This window comes from Burkholderia latens (genome assembly GCF_001718795.1).
GTDB lineage: Bacteria > Pseudomonadota > Gammaproteobacteria > Burkholderiales > Burkholderiaceae > Burkholderia > Burkholderia latens_A.
The window spans coordinates 2076245-2093079 of the sequence record NZ_CP013435.1 but is presented as its reverse complement, the minus strand read 5'-3'; the positions used below and the strand labels follow the sequence as shown (position 1 = coordinate 2093079).

General features: G+C 65.5%; 17 protein-coding genes. 16 read left to right on the top strand and 1 reads right to left on the bottom strand.

Annotation, left to right across the window (positions count from 1 at the left end; all coding sequences use genetic code 11):
- Nucleotides 1-2 precede the first annotated feature (2 nt).
- Nucleotides 3-818, bottom strand: coding sequence for a type I methionyl aminopeptidase (gene map / locus WK25_RS09745; protein WP_040144486.1), 816 nt, complete (start codon nt 816-818; stop codon nt 3-5).
- 386 nt (nt 819-1204) lie between these two features.
- On the opposite strand from map, the gene rpsB reads away from it, so the two are divergent.
- The 16 genes from rpsB to WK25_RS09665 all read left to right on the top strand — a co-directional run bounded on the left by rpsB (nt 1205) and on the right by WK25_RS09665 (nt 16835).
- Entirely contained in the window at nt 1205-1945 is a 741-nt protein-coding gene (gene rpsB, locus WK25_RS09740) for a 30S ribosomal protein S2 (protein ID WP_006483818.1), read from the top strand.
- A gap of 162 nt (nt 1946-2107) precedes the next feature.
- Nucleotides 2108-2989 carry a translation elongation factor Ts gene (tsf, locus tag WK25_RS09735; protein WP_040144485.1) on the top strand — a complete coding sequence of 294 codons (882 nt, stop codon included), beginning with the start codon at nt 2108-2110 and terminating at the stop codon, nt 2987-2989.
- A 156-nt stretch (nt 2990-3145) separates the two neighbouring features.
- Nucleotides 3146-3859 (top strand): UMP kinase, encoded by a 714-nt coding sequence (gene pyrH / locus WK25_RS09730; protein WP_011885142.1) that lies wholly within the window; start codon nt 3146-3148, stop codon nt 3857-3859.
- A 102-nt stretch (nt 3860-3961) separates the two neighbouring features.
- Entirely contained in the window at nt 3962-4522 is a 561-nt protein-coding gene (gene frr, locus WK25_RS09725) for a ribosome recycling factor (protein ID WP_006483822.1), read from the top strand.
- A 51-nt stretch (nt 4523-4573) separates the two neighbouring features.
- Nucleotides 4574-5356, top strand: a complete 783-nt coding sequence (gene uppS / locus WK25_RS09720) for a polyprenyl diphosphate synthase (protein ID WP_040144484.1) — start codon at nt 4574-4576, stop codon at nt 5354-5356.
- Nucleotides 5350-6171: a phosphatidate cytidylyltransferase gene (locus tag WK25_RS09715; protein ID WP_059547736.1), complete on the top strand. Its 822-nt coding sequence runs from the start codon at nt 5350-5352 to the stop codon at nt 6169-6171. The genes uppS and WK25_RS09715 overlap by 7 nt, the downstream gene beginning before the upstream one ends.
- 15 nt (nt 6172-6186) lie before the next feature.
- Nucleotides 6187-7383 carry a 1-deoxy-D-xylulose-5-phosphate reductoisomerase gene (locus WK25_RS09710; protein ID WP_069241511.1) on the top strand — a complete coding sequence of 399 codons (1197 nt, stop codon included), beginning with the start codon at nt 6187-6189 and terminating at the stop codon, nt 7381-7383.
- Nucleotides 7384-7394: 11 nt separating this feature from the next.
- Nucleotides 7395-8768: an RIP metalloprotease RseP gene (gene rseP, locus WK25_RS09705; protein WP_069241510.1), complete on the top strand. Its 1374-nt coding sequence runs from the start codon at nt 7395-7397 to the stop codon at nt 8766-8768.
- Between the two features lie 64 nt (nt 8769-8832).
- A complete protein-coding gene (bamA, locus tag WK25_RS09700; RefSeq protein ID WP_044843770.1) occupies nt 8833-11139 on the top strand; it encodes an outer membrane protein assembly factor BamA in 2307 nt (768 codons plus the stop codon).
- Nucleotides 11140-11203: 64 nt separating this feature from the next.
- On the top strand, nt 11204-11701 hold the full coding sequence (locus WK25_RS09695; protein WP_040144479.1) for an OmpH family outer membrane protein: 498 nt from the start codon (nt 11204-11206) through the stop codon (nt 11699-11701).
- Nucleotides 11702-11717: 16 nt separating this feature from the next.
- The gene (gene lpxD, locus WK25_RS09690; protein WP_040144478.1) at nt 11718-12797 is read left to right on the top strand and encodes a UDP-3-O-(3-hydroxymyristoyl)glucosamine N-acyltransferase; all 1080 of its coding nucleotides are present in this window, start codon (nt 11718-11720) and stop codon (nt 12795-12797) included.
- Between the two features lie 130 nt (nt 12798-12927).
- Nucleotides 12928-13395 (top strand): 3-hydroxyacyl-ACP dehydratase FabZ, encoded by a 468-nt coding sequence (fabZ, locus tag WK25_RS09685; protein ID WP_006495559.1) that lies wholly within the window; start codon nt 12928-12930, stop codon nt 13393-13395.
- 58 nt (nt 13396-13453) lie between these two features.
- Entirely contained in the window at nt 13454-14242 is a 789-nt protein-coding gene (gene lpxA / locus WK25_RS09680) for an acyl-ACP--UDP-N-acetylglucosamine O-acyltransferase (protein ID WP_040144477.1), read from the top strand.
- A 3-nt stretch (nt 14243-14245) separates the two neighbouring features.
- Complete coding sequence (gene lpxB / locus WK25_RS09675) at nt 14246-15415, top strand: lipid-A-disaccharide synthase (RefSeq protein ID WP_069241509.1); 1170 nt, start codon at nt 14246-14248, stop codon at nt 15413-15415.
- Entirely contained in the window at nt 15412-16056 is a 645-nt protein-coding gene (rnhB, locus tag WK25_RS09670; RefSeq protein WP_069241508.1) for a ribonuclease HII, read from the top strand. Before lpxB ends, rnhB begins: the two co-directional genes overlap by 4 nt.
- Nucleotides 16053-16835, top strand: coding sequence for a TrmH family RNA methyltransferase (locus WK25_RS09665; protein ID WP_069241507.1), 783 nt, complete (start codon nt 16053-16055; stop codon nt 16833-16835). The genes rnhB and WK25_RS09665 overlap by 4 nt, the downstream gene beginning before the upstream one ends.

The following is a 16835-nucleotide window of genomic DNA, read 5'->3' as shown; positions in this document are numbered from 1 at the left end:
GCTCAGACCGCGGCGGCCGGTTGCGCGAACACCGGCCGCGCCGGCGTGCCGGCGGACACGGTCAGCACTTCGTAGCCGGTGTCGGTGACGAGCACCGTGTGCTCCCATTGCGCGGACAGGCTGCGGTCGCGCGTCTTGACCGTCCACTGGTCGGGCATCGTGCGGATGTCGCGCTTGCCGGCGTTGATCATCGGCTCGATCGTGAAGATCATCCCGGCCTTCAGTTCGATGCCGGTGCCCGGCCGGCCATAATGGACGACCTGCGGATCTTCGTGGAAAACGGTGCCGATGCCGTGGCCGCAGTACTCGCGCACGACGCTGTAACCCTGCGCTTCCGCATGCTTCTGGATTGCATAGCCGATGTCGCCAAGGTGCGCGCCGGGCTTGACCTGGTCGATCCCGAGCCACATGCACTCGTAGGTAGTCTGCACGAGGCGCTTCGCGAGGATCGAGCCCTCGCCGACGATGAACATCCGGCTGGTATCGCCGAAATAGCCGTTCTTGATGACGGTGACGTCGATGTTCAGCGCGTCGCCGTTCTTCAGCACCTTCTCGCCCGGAATGCCGTGGCAGATCACGTCGTTGACTGAAATGCAGGTCGCTTTCGGGTACGGCGGATAGCCGGGCGGCTGGTAATTCAGCGGCGCGGGGATCGTGCCCTGCTCGTTGACCATGAATTCGTGACAGAGCCGGTCGAGCTCGGCGGTCGTGATGCCCGCGACGACGTGCGGCGTGATGAAGTCGAGCACTTCGCTCGCGAGACGGCAGGCGACACGCATCTCGGCGATGTCGTGTTCGTTTTTGAGCGTAATAGCCATCGAGGTATGCCTGGAATGCGGTGAATTAAAGGATTATCGCACCTTATGGCGGGTATCGCAGCCCCTGCGGCTCGCCCTGGTGCGGGTTTTCGCGGATTGTCCGCGGGGCTCGCGGGCGGCAGTCGGAAATGGCGAGCGACTTGAGAGCCGACAAATCGGCGTGCTATACTCTCTGGCTAAGTCGACATCCAAATGCCGAACATGCTCCATCCGGGGTGATGTGGGGCGGTATCGCGATGAAAGGCTTGCGGCACGCGCATTTTCGCACGTGCCGAATCGCAAGCCGGCGCAACCAGGGTGCCGGCCGCGCGGAACGAAGGCCTCACGGCGCGTTCGCGCGGCGGTACGGCAGCCGGCTTAAGACCCAACCCTCGTGGAGAATTTACATGGCAGTTACGATGCGCCAAATGCTGGAAGCGGGTGTCCACTTCGGTCACCAGACGCGCTTCTGGAACCCGAAGATGGCTCCGTTCATTTTCGGTCACCGCAACAAGATTCACATCATCAACCTCGAAAAGACGCTGCCGATGTTCACGGACGCACAGAAGTACGTGCGCCAGCTGGCAGCGAACCGCGGCACGATCCTGTTCGTCGGCACGAAGCGCCAGTCGCGTGACACGATCGCCCAGGAAGCGCAACGTGCGGGCATGCCGTACGTCAACGCACGCTGGCTCGGCGGCATGATGACCAACTTCAAGACGCTGAAGGTATCGATCAAGCGCCTGAAGGACATGGAAGCCGCAGTCGAGGCGGGCGAGCTCGAGAAGATGAGCAAGAAGGAAGCGCTGCTGTTCGAACGCGAAATCGCCAAGCTGCAGAAGTCGATCGGCGGCGTGAAGGACATGGGCGGCATTCCGGACGCAATCTTCGTCGTCGACGTCGGCTACCACAAGATCGCCGTCACGGAAGCGAACAAGCTGGGCGTGCCGGTCATCGCCGTGGTCGACACGAACCACTCGCCGGAAGGCGTGGACTACGTGATCCCGGGCAACGACGACTCGAGCAAGGCTGTCGCGCTGTACGCTGAAGGCGTGGCCGACGCGATTCTGGAAGGCCGTGCGAACGCGGTCAACGAAGTGGTCCAGGCCGCGCGCGGCGACGACGAATACGTCGAGGAAAACGCGTAACTGGCCCCGAGCCGGCGCAAAAAGGGGGCTCTCAACAGGCCCCCTTTTTTTAAGCTTGTGCGCCGGACCTGATCGCGCGGAATCTGCGCGGGTCCGGAAACGATTTTCGGCCGTCCGCGTCCAAGCGGGCGGCGTTGTGAATACAGACTCAAGGAGCGAATGATGGCGGCAATTACCGCAAGCATGGTGGCAGAACTGCGCGCAAAGACGGACGCACCGATGATGGAGTGCAAGAAGGCGCTGACGGAAGCCGACGGCGATCTGGCCAAGGCTGAAGAGCTGCTGCGCGTCAAGCTCGGCAACAAGGCGAGCAAGGCGGCATCGCGCGTGACGGCCGAAGGCGTCGTCGCATCGTTCGTCGGCGGCAACGCAGGTGCGTTGGTCGAGCTGAACTGCGAAACCGACTTCGTCGCAAAGAACGACGACTTCCTCGCGTTCTCGAAGACGGTTGCAGAACTCGTTGCGACGAAGAACCCGGCCGACGTGGCCGCGCTGTCGGCGCTGCCGCTCGACGGCAAGACGGTCGACGAAGTGCGTCTGGCACTGGTCGGCAAGATCGGCGAGAACATCTCGATCCGCCGTTTCGTGCGCTTCGAAACCGCGAACAAGATCGCGACGTACCTGCACGGCGCACGCATCGGCGTGATCGTCGAGTACACGGGCGCGGACGAGCAGGTCGGCAAGGACGTCGCGATGCACATCGCCGCGATGAAGCCGGTCGCGCTGTCGTCGGCCGACGTGCCGGCGGAACTGATCGAAACGGAGCGCCGCGTCGCCGAACAGAAGGCTGCCGAATCGGGCAAGCCGGCTGAAATCGTCGCGAAGATGGTCGACGGCAGCGTCCAGAAGTACCTGAAGGAAGTGTCGCTGCTGAACCAGACGTTCGTTAAGAACGACAAGCAGACGATCGAGCAGATGCTGAAGGCAGCGAATGCGGCAGTGCAGAAGTTCGCGCTGTTCGTCGTCGGCGAAGGCATCGAGAAGCGCCAGGACGACTTCGCCGCCGAAGTGGCCGCGCAAGTCGCAGCAGCAAAGCAGCAGTAAGCAGTCAGGCAGTATCCGCGGCGGGCGTCCGCTCCGCCGCGGCCGGCGGCGCCGCCGGCCGGCCGGGAACCCCGGTCCGGTCGCCGGCGCTTGCCCGAATCAGTATTTCGCCCCTACAGTTCGTGGTTGTCATCCTCTCGTCGCTCGGAAGCCCCTATGTCCAATGCCTATAAACGCGTCCTCCTCAAACTCTCCGGCGAAGCGCTGATGGGCGACGATGCCTTCGGCATCAATCGCGCGACGATCGAGCGGATGGTGGCGGATATCGCCGAAGTCGTGGGTCTCGGCACGCAGCTCGCGGTCGTGATCGGCGGCGGTAACATTTTCCGCGGTGTCGCGGGCGGTGCGGCCGGCATGGACCGCGCGACGGCCGACTACATGGGGATGCTGGCGACGATGATGAACGCGCTGGCGCTGCAGGACGCGATGCGCCACGCCGGCATCGTCGCGCGCGTGCAGTCCGCGCTGCGCATGGATCAGGTCGTCGAGCCGTATATCCGGCCGCGCGCGATCCGCCAGCTCGAGGAAGGCAAGGTCGTGATCTTCGCGGCCGGCACGGGCAACCCGTTTTTTACGACGGACACGGCCGCCGCGCTGCGCGGTTCGGAAGTGGGCGCCGAGGTCGTATTGAAGGCGACCAAGGTCGATGGCGTATATTCTGCCGATCCGAAGAAGGATCCGTCGGCCACGCGTTACACGACGATCAGCTTCGACGAGGCGATCAGCCGCAATCTGCAGGTGATGGACGCGACGGCCTTCGCGCTGTGCCGCGACCAGAAGCTGCCGATCCGCGTGTTTTCGATCAACAAGCCGGGCGCGCTCAAGCGCATCGTGCTGGGCGAGGACGAAGGTACGCTCGTCCACGTGTAAACTCCCGCGGATGCGGGCAAGCGGCGTGGGTCGTCGGCCGCGGCGCGTGGCGCGCCGGGCGGGGCCCGCGTTCATTGAAGGTTTGAAGGTTCGGAGGTTGAAATGAGTGTCGCTGATGTCAAGAAGGGCGTAGAGCAGAAGATGCAGCGCTCGATCGAAGCGTTCAAGAACGATCTGGCGAAGATCCGCACGGGCCGTGCGCATACCGGTCTGCTCGATCACGTGCAGGTCGACTACTACGGCTCGATGGTGCCCATCTCGCAGGTCGCGAACCTGACGCTCGTCGATGCGCGCACGATCGGCGTGCAGCCGTGGGAAAAGAACATGGTCGCGAAGGTCGAGAAGGCCATCCGCGAAGCCGATCTGGGCCTGAACCCGGCCACGGCCGGCGACCTGATCCGCGTGCCGATGCCCGCGCTGACGGAAGAGCGCCGCCGCGAGCTGACCAAGGTGGTCAAGAGCGAAGGCGAAACGGCCAAGGTCGCGATCCGCAACCTGCGCCGCGACGCGAACGAAGCGCTGAAGAAGCTCGTGAAGGACAAGGAAATCTCCGAAGACGACGAGCGCCGCGCGAGCGACGACGTGCAAAAGCTCACGGACAAGCACGTCGCCGAAGTCGACAAGCTCGTGCAGACCAAGGAAGCCGAGATCATGACGGTCTGACGACCGTCGTCTCGCGCGCCGCCTTCTTCCCGCATCACTGTCTCAACGGCCATGACCTATACCAGCTCTACCGTTCGCGTGCCTGACGTCGGCGCCGTGCCGCGTCATATCGCGATCATCATGGACGGCAACGGCCGTTGGGCGACCGAACGCCGCTTGCCGCGCGTCGCGGGGCACACCCGTGGCGTGGACGCCGTGCGGGCGGTGGTCGAAGGCTGCGCGCGCGCCGGCGTCGAATACCTGACGCTGTTCGCATTCAGTTCGGAAAACTGGCGCCGCCCGAGCGACGAAGTGTCGTTTCTGATGCGCCTGTTCATCACCGCGCTCGAGCGCGAGATCGGCAAGCTGCACGCGAACGGGATCCGCCTGCGTGTGGTCGGCGATCTCGAGCGCTTCGAGCCGCGCATCCGCGAGCTGATCCGCCGCGCCGAGACCAAGACGGCGCGCAATACCCGCCTGACCCTGACGATCGCCGCGAACTACGGCGGCCGCTGGGACATCCTGCAAGCGACGAAGAAACTCGTCGAACAGGCCGTGCGCGAGGGGCGCGAGGTCGACGTGACCGAAGAAGCGTTCGCGCCGCACCTGGCGATGGCCTATGCGCCTGAGCCCGACCTCTTCATCCGCACCGGCGGCGAGCAGCGCGTCAGCAATTTCCTGCTGTGGCAGCTCGCGTACGCCGAGTTCTACTTCACGGACAAATACTGGCCGGACTTCGACGGCGCGGCGCTCGCCGACGCGATCGCGTCGTACACCGAGCGCGAGCGTCGTTTCGGACGCACCAGCGCCCAGCTCGAACCGCAATCGCAGAACGCCGACTCCCTTTCATGCTGAAGACCCGCGTGATCACGGCGGTCGTGATGCTGGCAGTGCTGCTGCCGGTGACGCTGTTCGCGCCGCTTGGCGGTTTCGGCGCGCTGATCGGCGTCGTACTCGTGTTCGCCGCATGGGAATGGGCGCGCCTGTTGAAGCTCGGCGCCGCCGGCTCCGTCATGTACGCGATCGTCGCGGCACTCGCGCTGGCAGCCACCACGCCGCTCGGCGTCGGTGCGACTTCGTCCCGTCCCCTTTTCATGGCGGCCGGCGTGTTCTGGCTACTCGTCGGCCCGTACTCGTTGCGGCGCAAGCCCACGCTCGCCGGCGGCGTGTGGCGGCCGTTCCTGCTCGCGGCCGGTGTCGTCGTGTTCGCGGCCTGCTGGCACGCGCTCGTCGCGGCGCGTGCGCAGGGCGTGCCGTTCGTGCTGTCGCTACTTCTCGTCGTGTGGCTCGCCGATATCGGCGCATACTTCGCGGGCAAGGCGTTCGGAAGGCGTAAACTGGCGATCACGATCAGTCCCGGCAAAAGCTGGGAAGGCGCCGTGGGCGGCTGGCTGGCTGTGATGATTGTCGCCGGTGTCGCCATGGCCGCGCACTGGTTCGAACCGACCCTGTTTTCTGCGTTTGCCGCGCGCTACGGGATGCCCGGCGCATGGGCCGCGCTGACGCTGCTGGTCGTCTACAGCGTGATCGGCGATCTGTTCGAATCGCTGCTCAAGCGTCAGGCGGGCGTGAAGGACTCGAGCGGCCTGCTGCCCGGTCACGGCGGCGTGCTCGATCGCGTCGACGCGCTGCTGCCCGTGCTGCCGCTCGCGATGCTGCTGCTTGGTTAAACCACTATTTCTGTTATGCAAAAACGTCTGACACTGCTCGGTTCCACGGGCTCGATCGGAGACAGCACGCTCGACGTGGTCGCGCGCCATCCCGAGCGTTTCTCGGTCTACGCGTTGACCGCGCACCGTAATGGCGACAAGCTCGTCGAGCAGTGCCTGCGCTTCGCCCCCGAAGTCGCGGTCGTTGGCGATGCGGCGACGGCCGCGCACGTCGAAGCGCGGCTGCGCGCGGCAGGCAGCAAGACCGCGGTGCTGTACGGGCCGCAGGCGCTCGTCGACGTGTCGAAGAGCGACGGCTGCGACACGGTCGTCGCGGCGATCGTCGGCGCGGCCGGCCTTGCGCCGAGCCTTGCGGCCGCACGCGCCGGCAAGCGCATCCTGCTCGCGAACAAGGAATCGCTGGTGATGTCGGGCTCGATCTTCATGGACGCGGTGCGCGATCATGGCGCGATCCTGCTGCCGGTCGACAGCGAACACAACGCGATCTTCCAGTGCATGCCGCGTGACGGGAACGAGCACGGCGGGATCTCGAAGATCATTCTGACCGCGTCGGGCGGCCCGTTCCGCACGCGCGAGCCGGCGACGCTCGCCGACGTGACGCCGGACGAGGCGTGCAAACACCCGAACTGGGTGATGGGCCGCAAGATTTCGGTCGACTCCGCGACGATGATGAACAAGGGCCTGGAGGTGATCGAGGCGCACTGGATCTTCGGCCTGCCTGGCGACCGGATCGACGTGCTGATTCACCCGCAGAGCGTGATCCATTCGCTCGTGTCGTACCGCGATGGCTCCGTGCTCGCGCAGCTCGGCAATCCGGACATGCGTACGCCGATCGCGCACGCGCTGGCATTCCCGGAGCGCGTCGACGCGGGCGTCGAGCAGCTCGATCTTGCGCAGATCGCGCAGCTGTCGTTCGAGAAGCCCGATTACGCGCGCTTCCCGTGCCTCGCGCTCGCGCTGAAGGCGCTCGAAGAGGGCGGTATCGCGAGTGCCGCGTTGAACGCCGCGAACGAAATCGCGGTCGAAGCGTTTCTCGAGCGCCGAATCGGCTTCATGGCGATCGCGGCAACGGTCGACGCAGTGCTTAACGCATTGCCGAACCGCGAGCCGAACGGGCTCGACGACGTCCTGGCGGCGGATGCCGAGGCTCGCCGCCTCGCCGCCGAGATCATTGCGAAAGCGCCTGCGCCACGCGTGGAGCGTACTGTCTGAATGAGGTGCTCATGAACGTGCTGGTCGAACTGATCGCGTTTGCGGTGGCGATCGGGGTGCTGGTCGTCGTGCATGAGTACGGACATTATCGCGTCGCGCGCTGGTGCGGCGTGAAGGTGCTGCGTTTTTCGATCGGCTTCGGCCAGCCCGTCGCGCGCTGGGTCAGCCGCAGGACCGGCACCGAATGGACGCTTTCCGCGTTGCCGCTTGGCGGGTACGTGAAGATGCTCGACGAGCGCGAGCCGGGGCCGGGCGTGAAGCCAGAGGAACTCGACCAGGCGTTCAACCGGCAGTCGGTGTTCAAGCGTATCGCGATCGTTGCCGCCGGCCCGCTCGCGAACTTCCTGTTGGCAATCGTCCTCTTTTCCGCCGTATTCGCGACTGGCGTGACCGAGCCGGCCGCGGTCGTCGCGCCGCCGGCCGCCGGCACGGTGGCGGCTCGCGCGGGCTTCGACGGCGGCGAGACGATCGTGTCGATCCGCGACGCCGACGGCGGCGATGCCGCGCCGGTTCGCTCGTGGTCGGACCTGCGCTGGAAGCTGCTGGCTGCTGCGTTCGATCATCGCGAGGTCGTGCTCGGCGCGCGCGACGGCGGTTCGTCGACGTTCGATTTCCGCGTCGACCTGCGCAATGTGCCCGAAAGCCAGCTCGACGACGATTTCATGATGCACCTCGGCTTCGAGACCGGAGGCGGCACGCTGTCGATCGCATCGGTGCAGCCGGGCAGCGCGGCCGAGCAGGCAGGCCTGAAGGCCGGCGACAAGCTGCTTGCGCTCGACGGCAAGCCGATCGGCGGCGCATCGCGCTTCATCGATATCGTGAAGCACCACGCGGGCCGGGCGGTCGACCTGCAGGTCGACCGCGGCGGTTCCACGCAAACCGTGCAGATCGTGCCGCAGGTGCAGCGCGACGACGAGACGGGGCAGCAGATCGGCCGCATCGGCGCTGCGCTGTCGATGCACACGCCGTCGGTCGACGTGCGATACGGCCCGCTCGAAAGCCTGCGGCTGGGCGCGCATCGCACGTGGGACATCGCCGTCTATTCGCTGAAGATGTTCGGTCGGATGATCACGGGCAACGCGTCGTTGAAGAACCTGTCCGGCCCGGTGACGATCGCCGACTACGCGGGCAAGAGCGCGCGGCTCGGTCCGTCGGCCTTCCTGTCGTTCCTCGCCCTTGTCAGCATTAGCCTCGGGGTGTTGAACTTGCTGCCGATTCCCGTTTTGGACGGGGGGCATCTGTTATATTATCTGGTTGAAGCCGCGACCGGGAAAGCCGTCTCGGAGCGCTGGCAGCTGATTCTGCAAAGAGCCGGGTTGATCTGCATCGTCGCGTTGTCGGCGATCGCGCTGTTCAACGACCTGGCTCGGTTAATCCATTTCTGAAGCGTCAGGCGGCGGCCGGTCGGCCGCCGCCTGATTTGATGCAGCTAAATATTGGGGATGCACGTTGTTCAAACCTCATCGCTTTGTACCTAAGACAGTTGCAGCGGCCGCGCTCGCCGCGCACGGCCTCGCGGCGCATGCAGCGGCACCGTTCGTGGTGCAAGACATCAAGATCGAGGGGTTGCAGCGCGTCGAAGCGGGTTCGGTGTTCGCGTACCTGCCGATCAAGCAGGGCGATACCTTCACCGACGACAAGGCATCCGAAGCAATCCGCGCGCTGTACGCGACGGGCTTTTTCAACGACGTGCGCATCGCGACGCAAGGCAACGTCGTGATCGTGCAGGTGCAGGAGCGTCCGGCCATCGCGTCGATCGACTTCACCGGCACGAAGGAATTCGACAAGGACAACCTGACGAAAGCGCTGCGCGCGGTTGGCCTGGCCGACGGCCGCTACTACGACAAGGCGCTCGTCGACAAGGCCGAGCAGGAGCTCAAGCGTCAGTACCTGACTCGCGGTTTCTACGCGGCCGAGGTGAAGACGACGATCACGCCGGTCGACGCGAACCGCGTGTCGATCCTGTTCGCGGTCGCGGAAGGGCCGAGTGCGAAGATCCGCCAGATCAACTTCATCGGCAACAAGGCGTTCAGCACCAGCACGCTGCGCGACGAGATGCAGCTGTCGACGCCGAACTGGTTCTCGTGGTACACGAAGAACGACCTGTACTCGAAGGAAAAGCTGACGGGCGACCTCGAGGCCGTGCGCTCGTATTACCTGAACCGCGGCTACCTCGAGTTCAATATCGAGTCGACCCAGGTGTCGATCTCGCCCGACAAGAAGGACATGTACCTGACGGTCACGCTGCATGAAGGCGAGCCGTACACGGTGTCGGGCATCAAGCTGTCGGGCAACTTGCTCGATCGCGAAGCCGAACTGAACAAGCTGATCAAGATCAAGCCGGGCGATCGCTTCTCGGCCGAAAAGCTGCAGCAGACGACGAAGTCGATCGTCGACAAGCTCGGCGAATACGGTTACGCATTCGCGACCGTCAACGCGCAGCCGGACATCGACCAGGCGAACCACAAGGTGAACCTGAACCTCGTCGTCGATCCGAGCCGCCGCGTGTACGTGCGCCGCATCAACGTGGTCGGCAACACGCGCACGCGCGACGAAGTCGTGCGCCGCGAAATGCGCCAGCTCGAAAGCTCGTGGTTCGATTCGAACCGCCTCGCGCTGTCGAAGGATCGCGTGAACCGTCTCGGTTACTTCACCAACGTCGACGTGACGACGGTGCCGGTCGAAGGCACGAACGACCAGGTCGACGTGAACGTGAAGGTCGACGAAAAGCCGACCGGCGCGATCACGCTGGGCGCGGGCTTCTCGTCGACGGACAAGGTGGTGCTGTCGGCCGGCGTGTCGCAGGACAACGTGTTCGGCTCGGGCACGAGCCTGTCGGTGAACGTGAACACCGCCAAGAGCTACCGTACGCTGACCGTCACGCAGGTCGATCCCTACTTCACGGTCGACGGCATCAAGCGGATCACCGACGTGTACTACCGCACGTACCAGCCGCTTTACTACTCGACGAGCTCGAGCTTCCGGATCATCAGCGCGGGCGGCAACCTGAAATTCGGCATTCCGTTCTCGGAAGTCGACACCGTCTATTTCGGCGCGGGCTTCGAGCAGAACCGTCTTGATGTCGACTCGAACACGCCGCAGAGCTACCAGGATTACGTAAACGAATTCGGCCGCGTGTCCAACACGGTGCCGCTGACGGTCGCGTGGTCGCGCGATGCGCGTGACAGCGCGCTGATCCCGAGCCGCGGCTACTTTACGCAGGCGAACGTCGAATACGGCGTGCCGGTCGGCAAGATTCAGTACTACAAGGCAGACCTGCAGGCGCAGTACTACTATTCGTTCTCGCGCGGCTTCATCCTCGGCCTGAACCTGCAGGGCGGCTACGGTAACGGTATCGGCAACCCTTACCCGATCTTCAAGAACTACTACGCGGGCGGTATCGGCTCCGTGCGTGGCTACGAGCCGAGCTCGCTGGGCCCGCGCGACACGAAGACGAACGATCCGATCGGCGGCTCGAAGATGGTGGTCGGCAACATCGAGCTGACGTTCCCGCTGCCGGGCACCGGTTACGACCGCACGCTGCGCGTGTTCACGTTCCTCGACGGCGGTAACGTGTGGGGCAACGCGCCGGGCGGCACGAGTACCGGCGCGAACGGCCTGCGCTACGGCTACGGTGTGGGTCTCGCGTGGATTTCGCCGATCGGGCCGCTGAAGCTGAGCCTCGGTTTCCCGCTGCAGAAACACGAAGGCGACCAGTATCAGAAATTCCAGTTCCAGATCGGGACGGCGTTCTGATCGAACGCATGACAACAGCAACGAGAGGGTAATTTTGCTAACCGGTAAGTTTTCGAAACGAGTGATGTGTGCGCTGACCGTTGCGCTGGCCTTGGGCGCGGCGACAGCACACGCTCAGGACGTCGCCCGCATTGCGGCGGTCAATTCGGATCGGATCCTGCGCGAGTCTGCGCCCGCCAAGGCGGCGCAGACGAAGCTCGAAGCCGAGTTCGCGAAGCGCGACAAGGATCTGCAGGATCTCGCGGCGCGCCTGAAGTCGATGTCCGACTCGCTGGACAAGAACGGAGCGTCGCTGTCGGCGGCCGATCGTGCACAGAAGCAGCGCGATCTCGCACAGCTCGACACCGACTTCCAGCGCAAGCAGCGCGAGTTTCGCGAAGACCTGAACCAGCGCCGCAACGAGGAACTCGCCGCGGTGCTCGAGCGAGCGAACAAGGTCATCAAGCAGATCGCCGAGCAGCAGAATTACGACCTGATCGTGCAGGAAGCCGTGTACGTCAGCCCGCGCATCGACATCACCGACAAGGTGCTCAAGGCGCTCGCGTCCGGCTCGACGAACTGAACGGAGCAGACGACGAATGGCATTGACGCTTGAGGCACTCGTAAAGCGGTTCGGCGGCGAGATCGCCGGCGACGCCCAGTGCACGGTCAGCGGCCTCGCGCCGCTCGACCAGGCAGGCCCTCAGCAACTCGCGTTTCTCGCGAATCCGAAGTACCTGTCGCAGGTCGAGACGACCCGCGCCGGCGCGGTGCTGATCGCACCGAAGGACCTCGAAAAGCTCGGCGCGGCGGCCAGCGGCCGCAGCTTTATCGTGACGCCGAATCCATACGCGTACTTCGCACGCGTCGCGCAGATGTTCATCGATCTCGCCGCGCCGCCGCGCGCGGCCGGCGTGCATCCGAGCGCGACGATCGATCCGGCCGCACAGGTTGCCGCAACCGCAGTGATCGGTCCGCACGTGACGGTCGAGGCCGGCGCGGTGATCGAAGACGGCGTGCAACTCGACGCGAACGTGTTCATTGGCCGCGGCACGACGATCGGCGCGGGCTCGCACCTGTATCCGAACGCATCGGTGTACCACGGCTGCAAGATCGGCCCGCGCGCAATCATTCATTCGGGTGCCGTGATCGGTTCCGACGGTTTCGGGTTTGCGCCGGATTTCGTCGGCGACGGCGACGCGCGCACCGGCACCTGGGTCAAGATCCCGCAGGTCGGCGGCGTGACCATCGGCCCGGACGTCGAGATCGGCGCGAATACGACGATCGATCGCGGCGCGATGGCGGACACCGTCATCGACGAATGCGTGAAGATCGACAACCAGGTGCAGATTGCCCACAACTGCCGGATCGGTGCCTACACGGTGATCGCCGGCAAGGCGGGCATCGCGGGCAGCACGACGATCGGCCGCCACTGCATGATCGGCGGCGCGGCCGGGATCGCCGGCCACGTGACGCTCGGCGACTATGTGATCATCACCGCGAATTCGGGCGTGTCGAAGTCGTTGCCGAAGGCCGGCATCTACACGAGCGCGTTCCCGGCCGTCGACCACGGCGAGTGGAACAAGAGCGCCGCGCTCGTGCGCAACCTCGACAAGCTGCGCGACCGCATCAAGGCGCTCGAAACCGCGCTGGCCGCCCACGGCGGCACGGACGCCTGACCGACACCATGCGAGACCACGAATCGGGCACGGCCAGCGCTACCGGCCCGGTTCGCCAGACTGGGCCGCGCGGCGGCCCGCTCCAGCCTTTGCATCACCACCGCGCAGCCTCTGCGTGAGACGAACCATCATGAGCACTGAAAAAATCAATCTCGACATCCACAAGATCCTCACGCTGCTGCCGCATCGCTATCCGATTCTGCTCGTCGATCGCGTGCTCGAACTCGAGCCGCACAAGGGGATCAAAGCGCTGAAGAACGTGTCGATCAACGAGCCGTTCTTCCAGGGGCATTTCCCGAAGCGGCCGGTGATGCCGGGCGTGCTGATTCTCGAGGCGCTCGCGCAGGCGGCCGCGCTGCTGACGTTCGCCGAAGAGCAGCCGAAGGATCCGGAAAACACGCTGTACTACTTCGTCGGCATCGACGGCGCGCGCTTCAAGCGTGTCGTCGAACCGGGCGATCAACTGATTCTGAACGTGACGTTCGAGCGCTACATCCGCGGTATCTGGAAGTTCAAGGCGGTGGCGGAAGTCGACGGCAAGGTCGCGGCGGAAGCCGAACTGATGTGCACGGTCAAGACGGCCGACGCGGCGCCCTGAGCGACGCGGCAAGCATGAATAACGCAACGCGACACATCACATCGAGAGGCAACGGCGCATGACCAGGATTCATCCCACCGCGATTGTCGAACCGGGCGCGCAGATCGACGAGTCCGTCGAGATCGGGCCGTACGCAATCGTCGGGCCGCACGTCACGATCGGCGCGCGCACGACGATCGGCTCGCACAGCGTGATCGAAGGTCACACGACGCTCGGCGAAGACAACCGCATCGGCCATTACGCGTCGGTCGGCGGCCGTCCGCAGGACATGAAGTACAAGGACGAGCCGACGAAGCTCGTGATCGGCAACCGCAACACGATCCGCGAATTCACGACGATCCACACCGGCACGGTGCAGGACGCCGGCGTGACGACGCTCGGCGACGACAACTGGATCATGGCGTATGTGCACATCGGCCACGACTGCCGCGTCGGCAACAATGTGATCCTGTCGAGCAACGCACAGATGGCCGGCCACGTCGAGATCGGCGATTTCGCGATCATCGGCGGAATGTCGGGCGTGCACCAGTTCGTGCGCATCGGCGCGCACGCGATGCTGGGCGGCGCATCGGCGCTCGTGCAGGACGTGCCGCCGTTCGTGATCGCAGCGGGCAACAAGGCCGAGCCGCACGGCATCAACGTGGAAGGCCTGCGCCGGCGCGGGTTCTCGCCCGACGCGATTTCCGCGCTGCGCAGCGCGTATCGGCTGCTCTACAAGAACGGCCTGTCGCTCGAAGAAGCGAAGGTGCAGCTGCGCGAGCTGGCGGCGGCGGGCGGCGAGGGCGACGCGGCAGTGACCGCGTTTGTCGAGTTCATCGACGCGTCCCAACGCGGCATCATCCGCTAAGCGATGTCGCTCCCGACCAATCAGCTCAGGCTCGCGATGGTCGCCGGCGAGCCGTCCGGCGATCTGCTCGCGGCATCGCTGCTCGGCGGGCTTCACGAGCGGCTGCCCGCGTCGACGCTGTATTACGGGATCGGCGGCCAGCGCATGCTCGCGCACGGCTTCGACTCGCACTGGCAGATGGACAAGCTGACGGTGCGCGGCTACGTCGAGGCGCTCGGCCAGATTCCCGATATCCTGCGGATTCGCGGTGAGCTGAAGCGCCAGCTGCTCGCGGAGCGGCCCGATGCGTTCATCGGCGTCGACGCGCCCGACTTCAACTTCAACGTCGAACAGGCGGCGCGCGACGCGGGCATCCCGTCGATCCACTTCGTGTGTCCGTCGATCTGGGCGTGGCGCGGTGGACGGATCAAGAAGATCGCGAAGTCGGTCGATCACATGCTGTGCCTGTTCCCGTTCGAACCTGCGATCCTCGACAAGGCGGGTGTCGCGTCGACGTATGTCGGCCATCCGCTCGCCGACGAGATTCCGCTCGAGCCCGACACGCACGGCGCGCGCATCGCGCTCGGCCTGCCGGCCGACGGCCCGGTGATCGCGGTGCTGCCGGGCAGCCGGCGTTCGGAGATCGCCCTGATCGGCCCGACGTTCTTCGCGGCGATGGCGTTGATGCAGCAGCGCGAGCCCGGCGTGCGGTTCGTGATGCCGGCGGCGACGCCCGCACTGCGCGAACTGCTTCAGCCGCTCGTCGACGCACATCCGCAACTTGCACTGACGATCACCGACGGCCGTTCGCAGGTCGCGATGACGGCCGCCGACGCGATCCTCGTGAAGAGCGGCACCGTCACGCTGGAGGCCGCGCTGCTGAAAAAGCCGATGGTGATCTCGTACAAGGTGCCCTGGCTGACCGGCCAGATCATGCGCCGCCAAGGTTATCTGCCGTACGTCGGCCTGCCGAACATCCTGGCCGGGCGTTTCGTCGTGCCCGAGTTGCTGCAGCATTTCGCGACGCCCGAGGCGCTCGCCGATGCAACGCTCACGCAACTGCGCGACGACGCAAACCGCCGCACACTGAACGAGGTCTTCACGGAAATGCACGTGTCGCTGCGGCAGAACACGGCCGCGAAGGCAGCCGAGGCGGTCGTGCGTGTGCTCGAGCAACGCAAGGGGCGCGCATGACGGTCGCACGTGCTCCACGCGGTCGCGCGTTCGACGACGTGCAGGGCGGTTTCGACTTCACGCGGCCCGACGAGATCGTCTGCGGCGTCGACGAAGCGGGCCGCGGCCCGCTCGCGGGGCCGGTCGTGGCCGCCGCGGTGATCCTCGATCCCGCGCAGCCGATCGACGGGCTCGACGATTCGAAGGCGCTGTCCGCGAAAAAGCGTGATGCGCTGTACGAGCTGATCGTCGCGCGCTCGCGTGCGTATTGCGTCGCATCGGCCAGCGTCGACGAGATCGATACGCTGAACATCCTGCACGCGACGATGCTCGCGATGAAGCGCGCGGTAGAAGGCCTGTCCGTCGTGCCGACGCTCGCGCAGATCGACGGCAACCGCTGCCCGACCCTGATGGTCCGAGCCGAGGCGATCGTCAGCGGCGACGCGCTCGTGCCGAGCATCTCGGCCGCGTCGATTCTCGCGAAGGTCACGCGCGACCGGATGCTCGTCGAGCTGCACGAACGCTATCCGGTGTACGGCTTCAACGTGCATGCCGGCTACGGTACCGAGAAACATCTTGCCGCGCTGCGCGAGCACGGCCCGTGCGAAGCGCACCGGCGCTCGTTCGCGCCCGTGCGCGCGGCCCTTGACCTGATTCGATGAAGAGCATCACTTCCCGCGACAATCCGCTGTACAAGCGCCTGAAGGCGCTCGCGGGCTCGACCTCCCAGCAGCGCCGTGGCGGCCACGCGCTGCTCGAAGGTTTCCATCTTGCGAGCGCATATCTCGACACGGGCGCCGTGCCCGAGCTGTGCGTCGCGACCGAAGGCGCGCTCGCGCATGCCGAAGCGCAGGCGATCGTCGCGCGCATCGACGCGCAGCGCGTTGTCACACTGCCCGACACACTATTCGGGCAACTGTCGAACGTGGTCAGCGGCGTCGGTTTCCTGCTGCTCGTCGACCGGCCGGCGCAGCCGCTGCCCGAGCGCGTCGCGCATACGTCGGTCGTAATCGACGGCGTGCAGGATGCCGGCAACGTCGGCTCGATCCTGCGCAGCGCGGCGGCGGCCGGCGTGCGGCACGTGTTCTGCGCGCCGGGCACTGCGTATGCGTGGTCGTCGAAAGTGCTGCGATCGGGCATGGGCGCACACTTCCTGCTGTCGATCCACGAGGACGTCGAACCGCAAGGACTTGCCGAACGTCTCGACGTGCCGGTCGCGCTGACCGATTCGCACGGCGCACAGCCCGTCTACGATTGCGACCTGTCCGGCCCCGTCGCGTGGGTGTTCGGCAATGAGGGCGCGGGCGTGTCGGCGTTCTGGCGCGATGCGGCCACGCATCGCGTGACGATCCCGCAACCGGGCGGCATGGAGTCGCTGAACGTCGCGGCCGCGGCGGCGGTGTGCCTGTTCGAGCAGGTGCGGCAGCAGCGGCGCGCATGA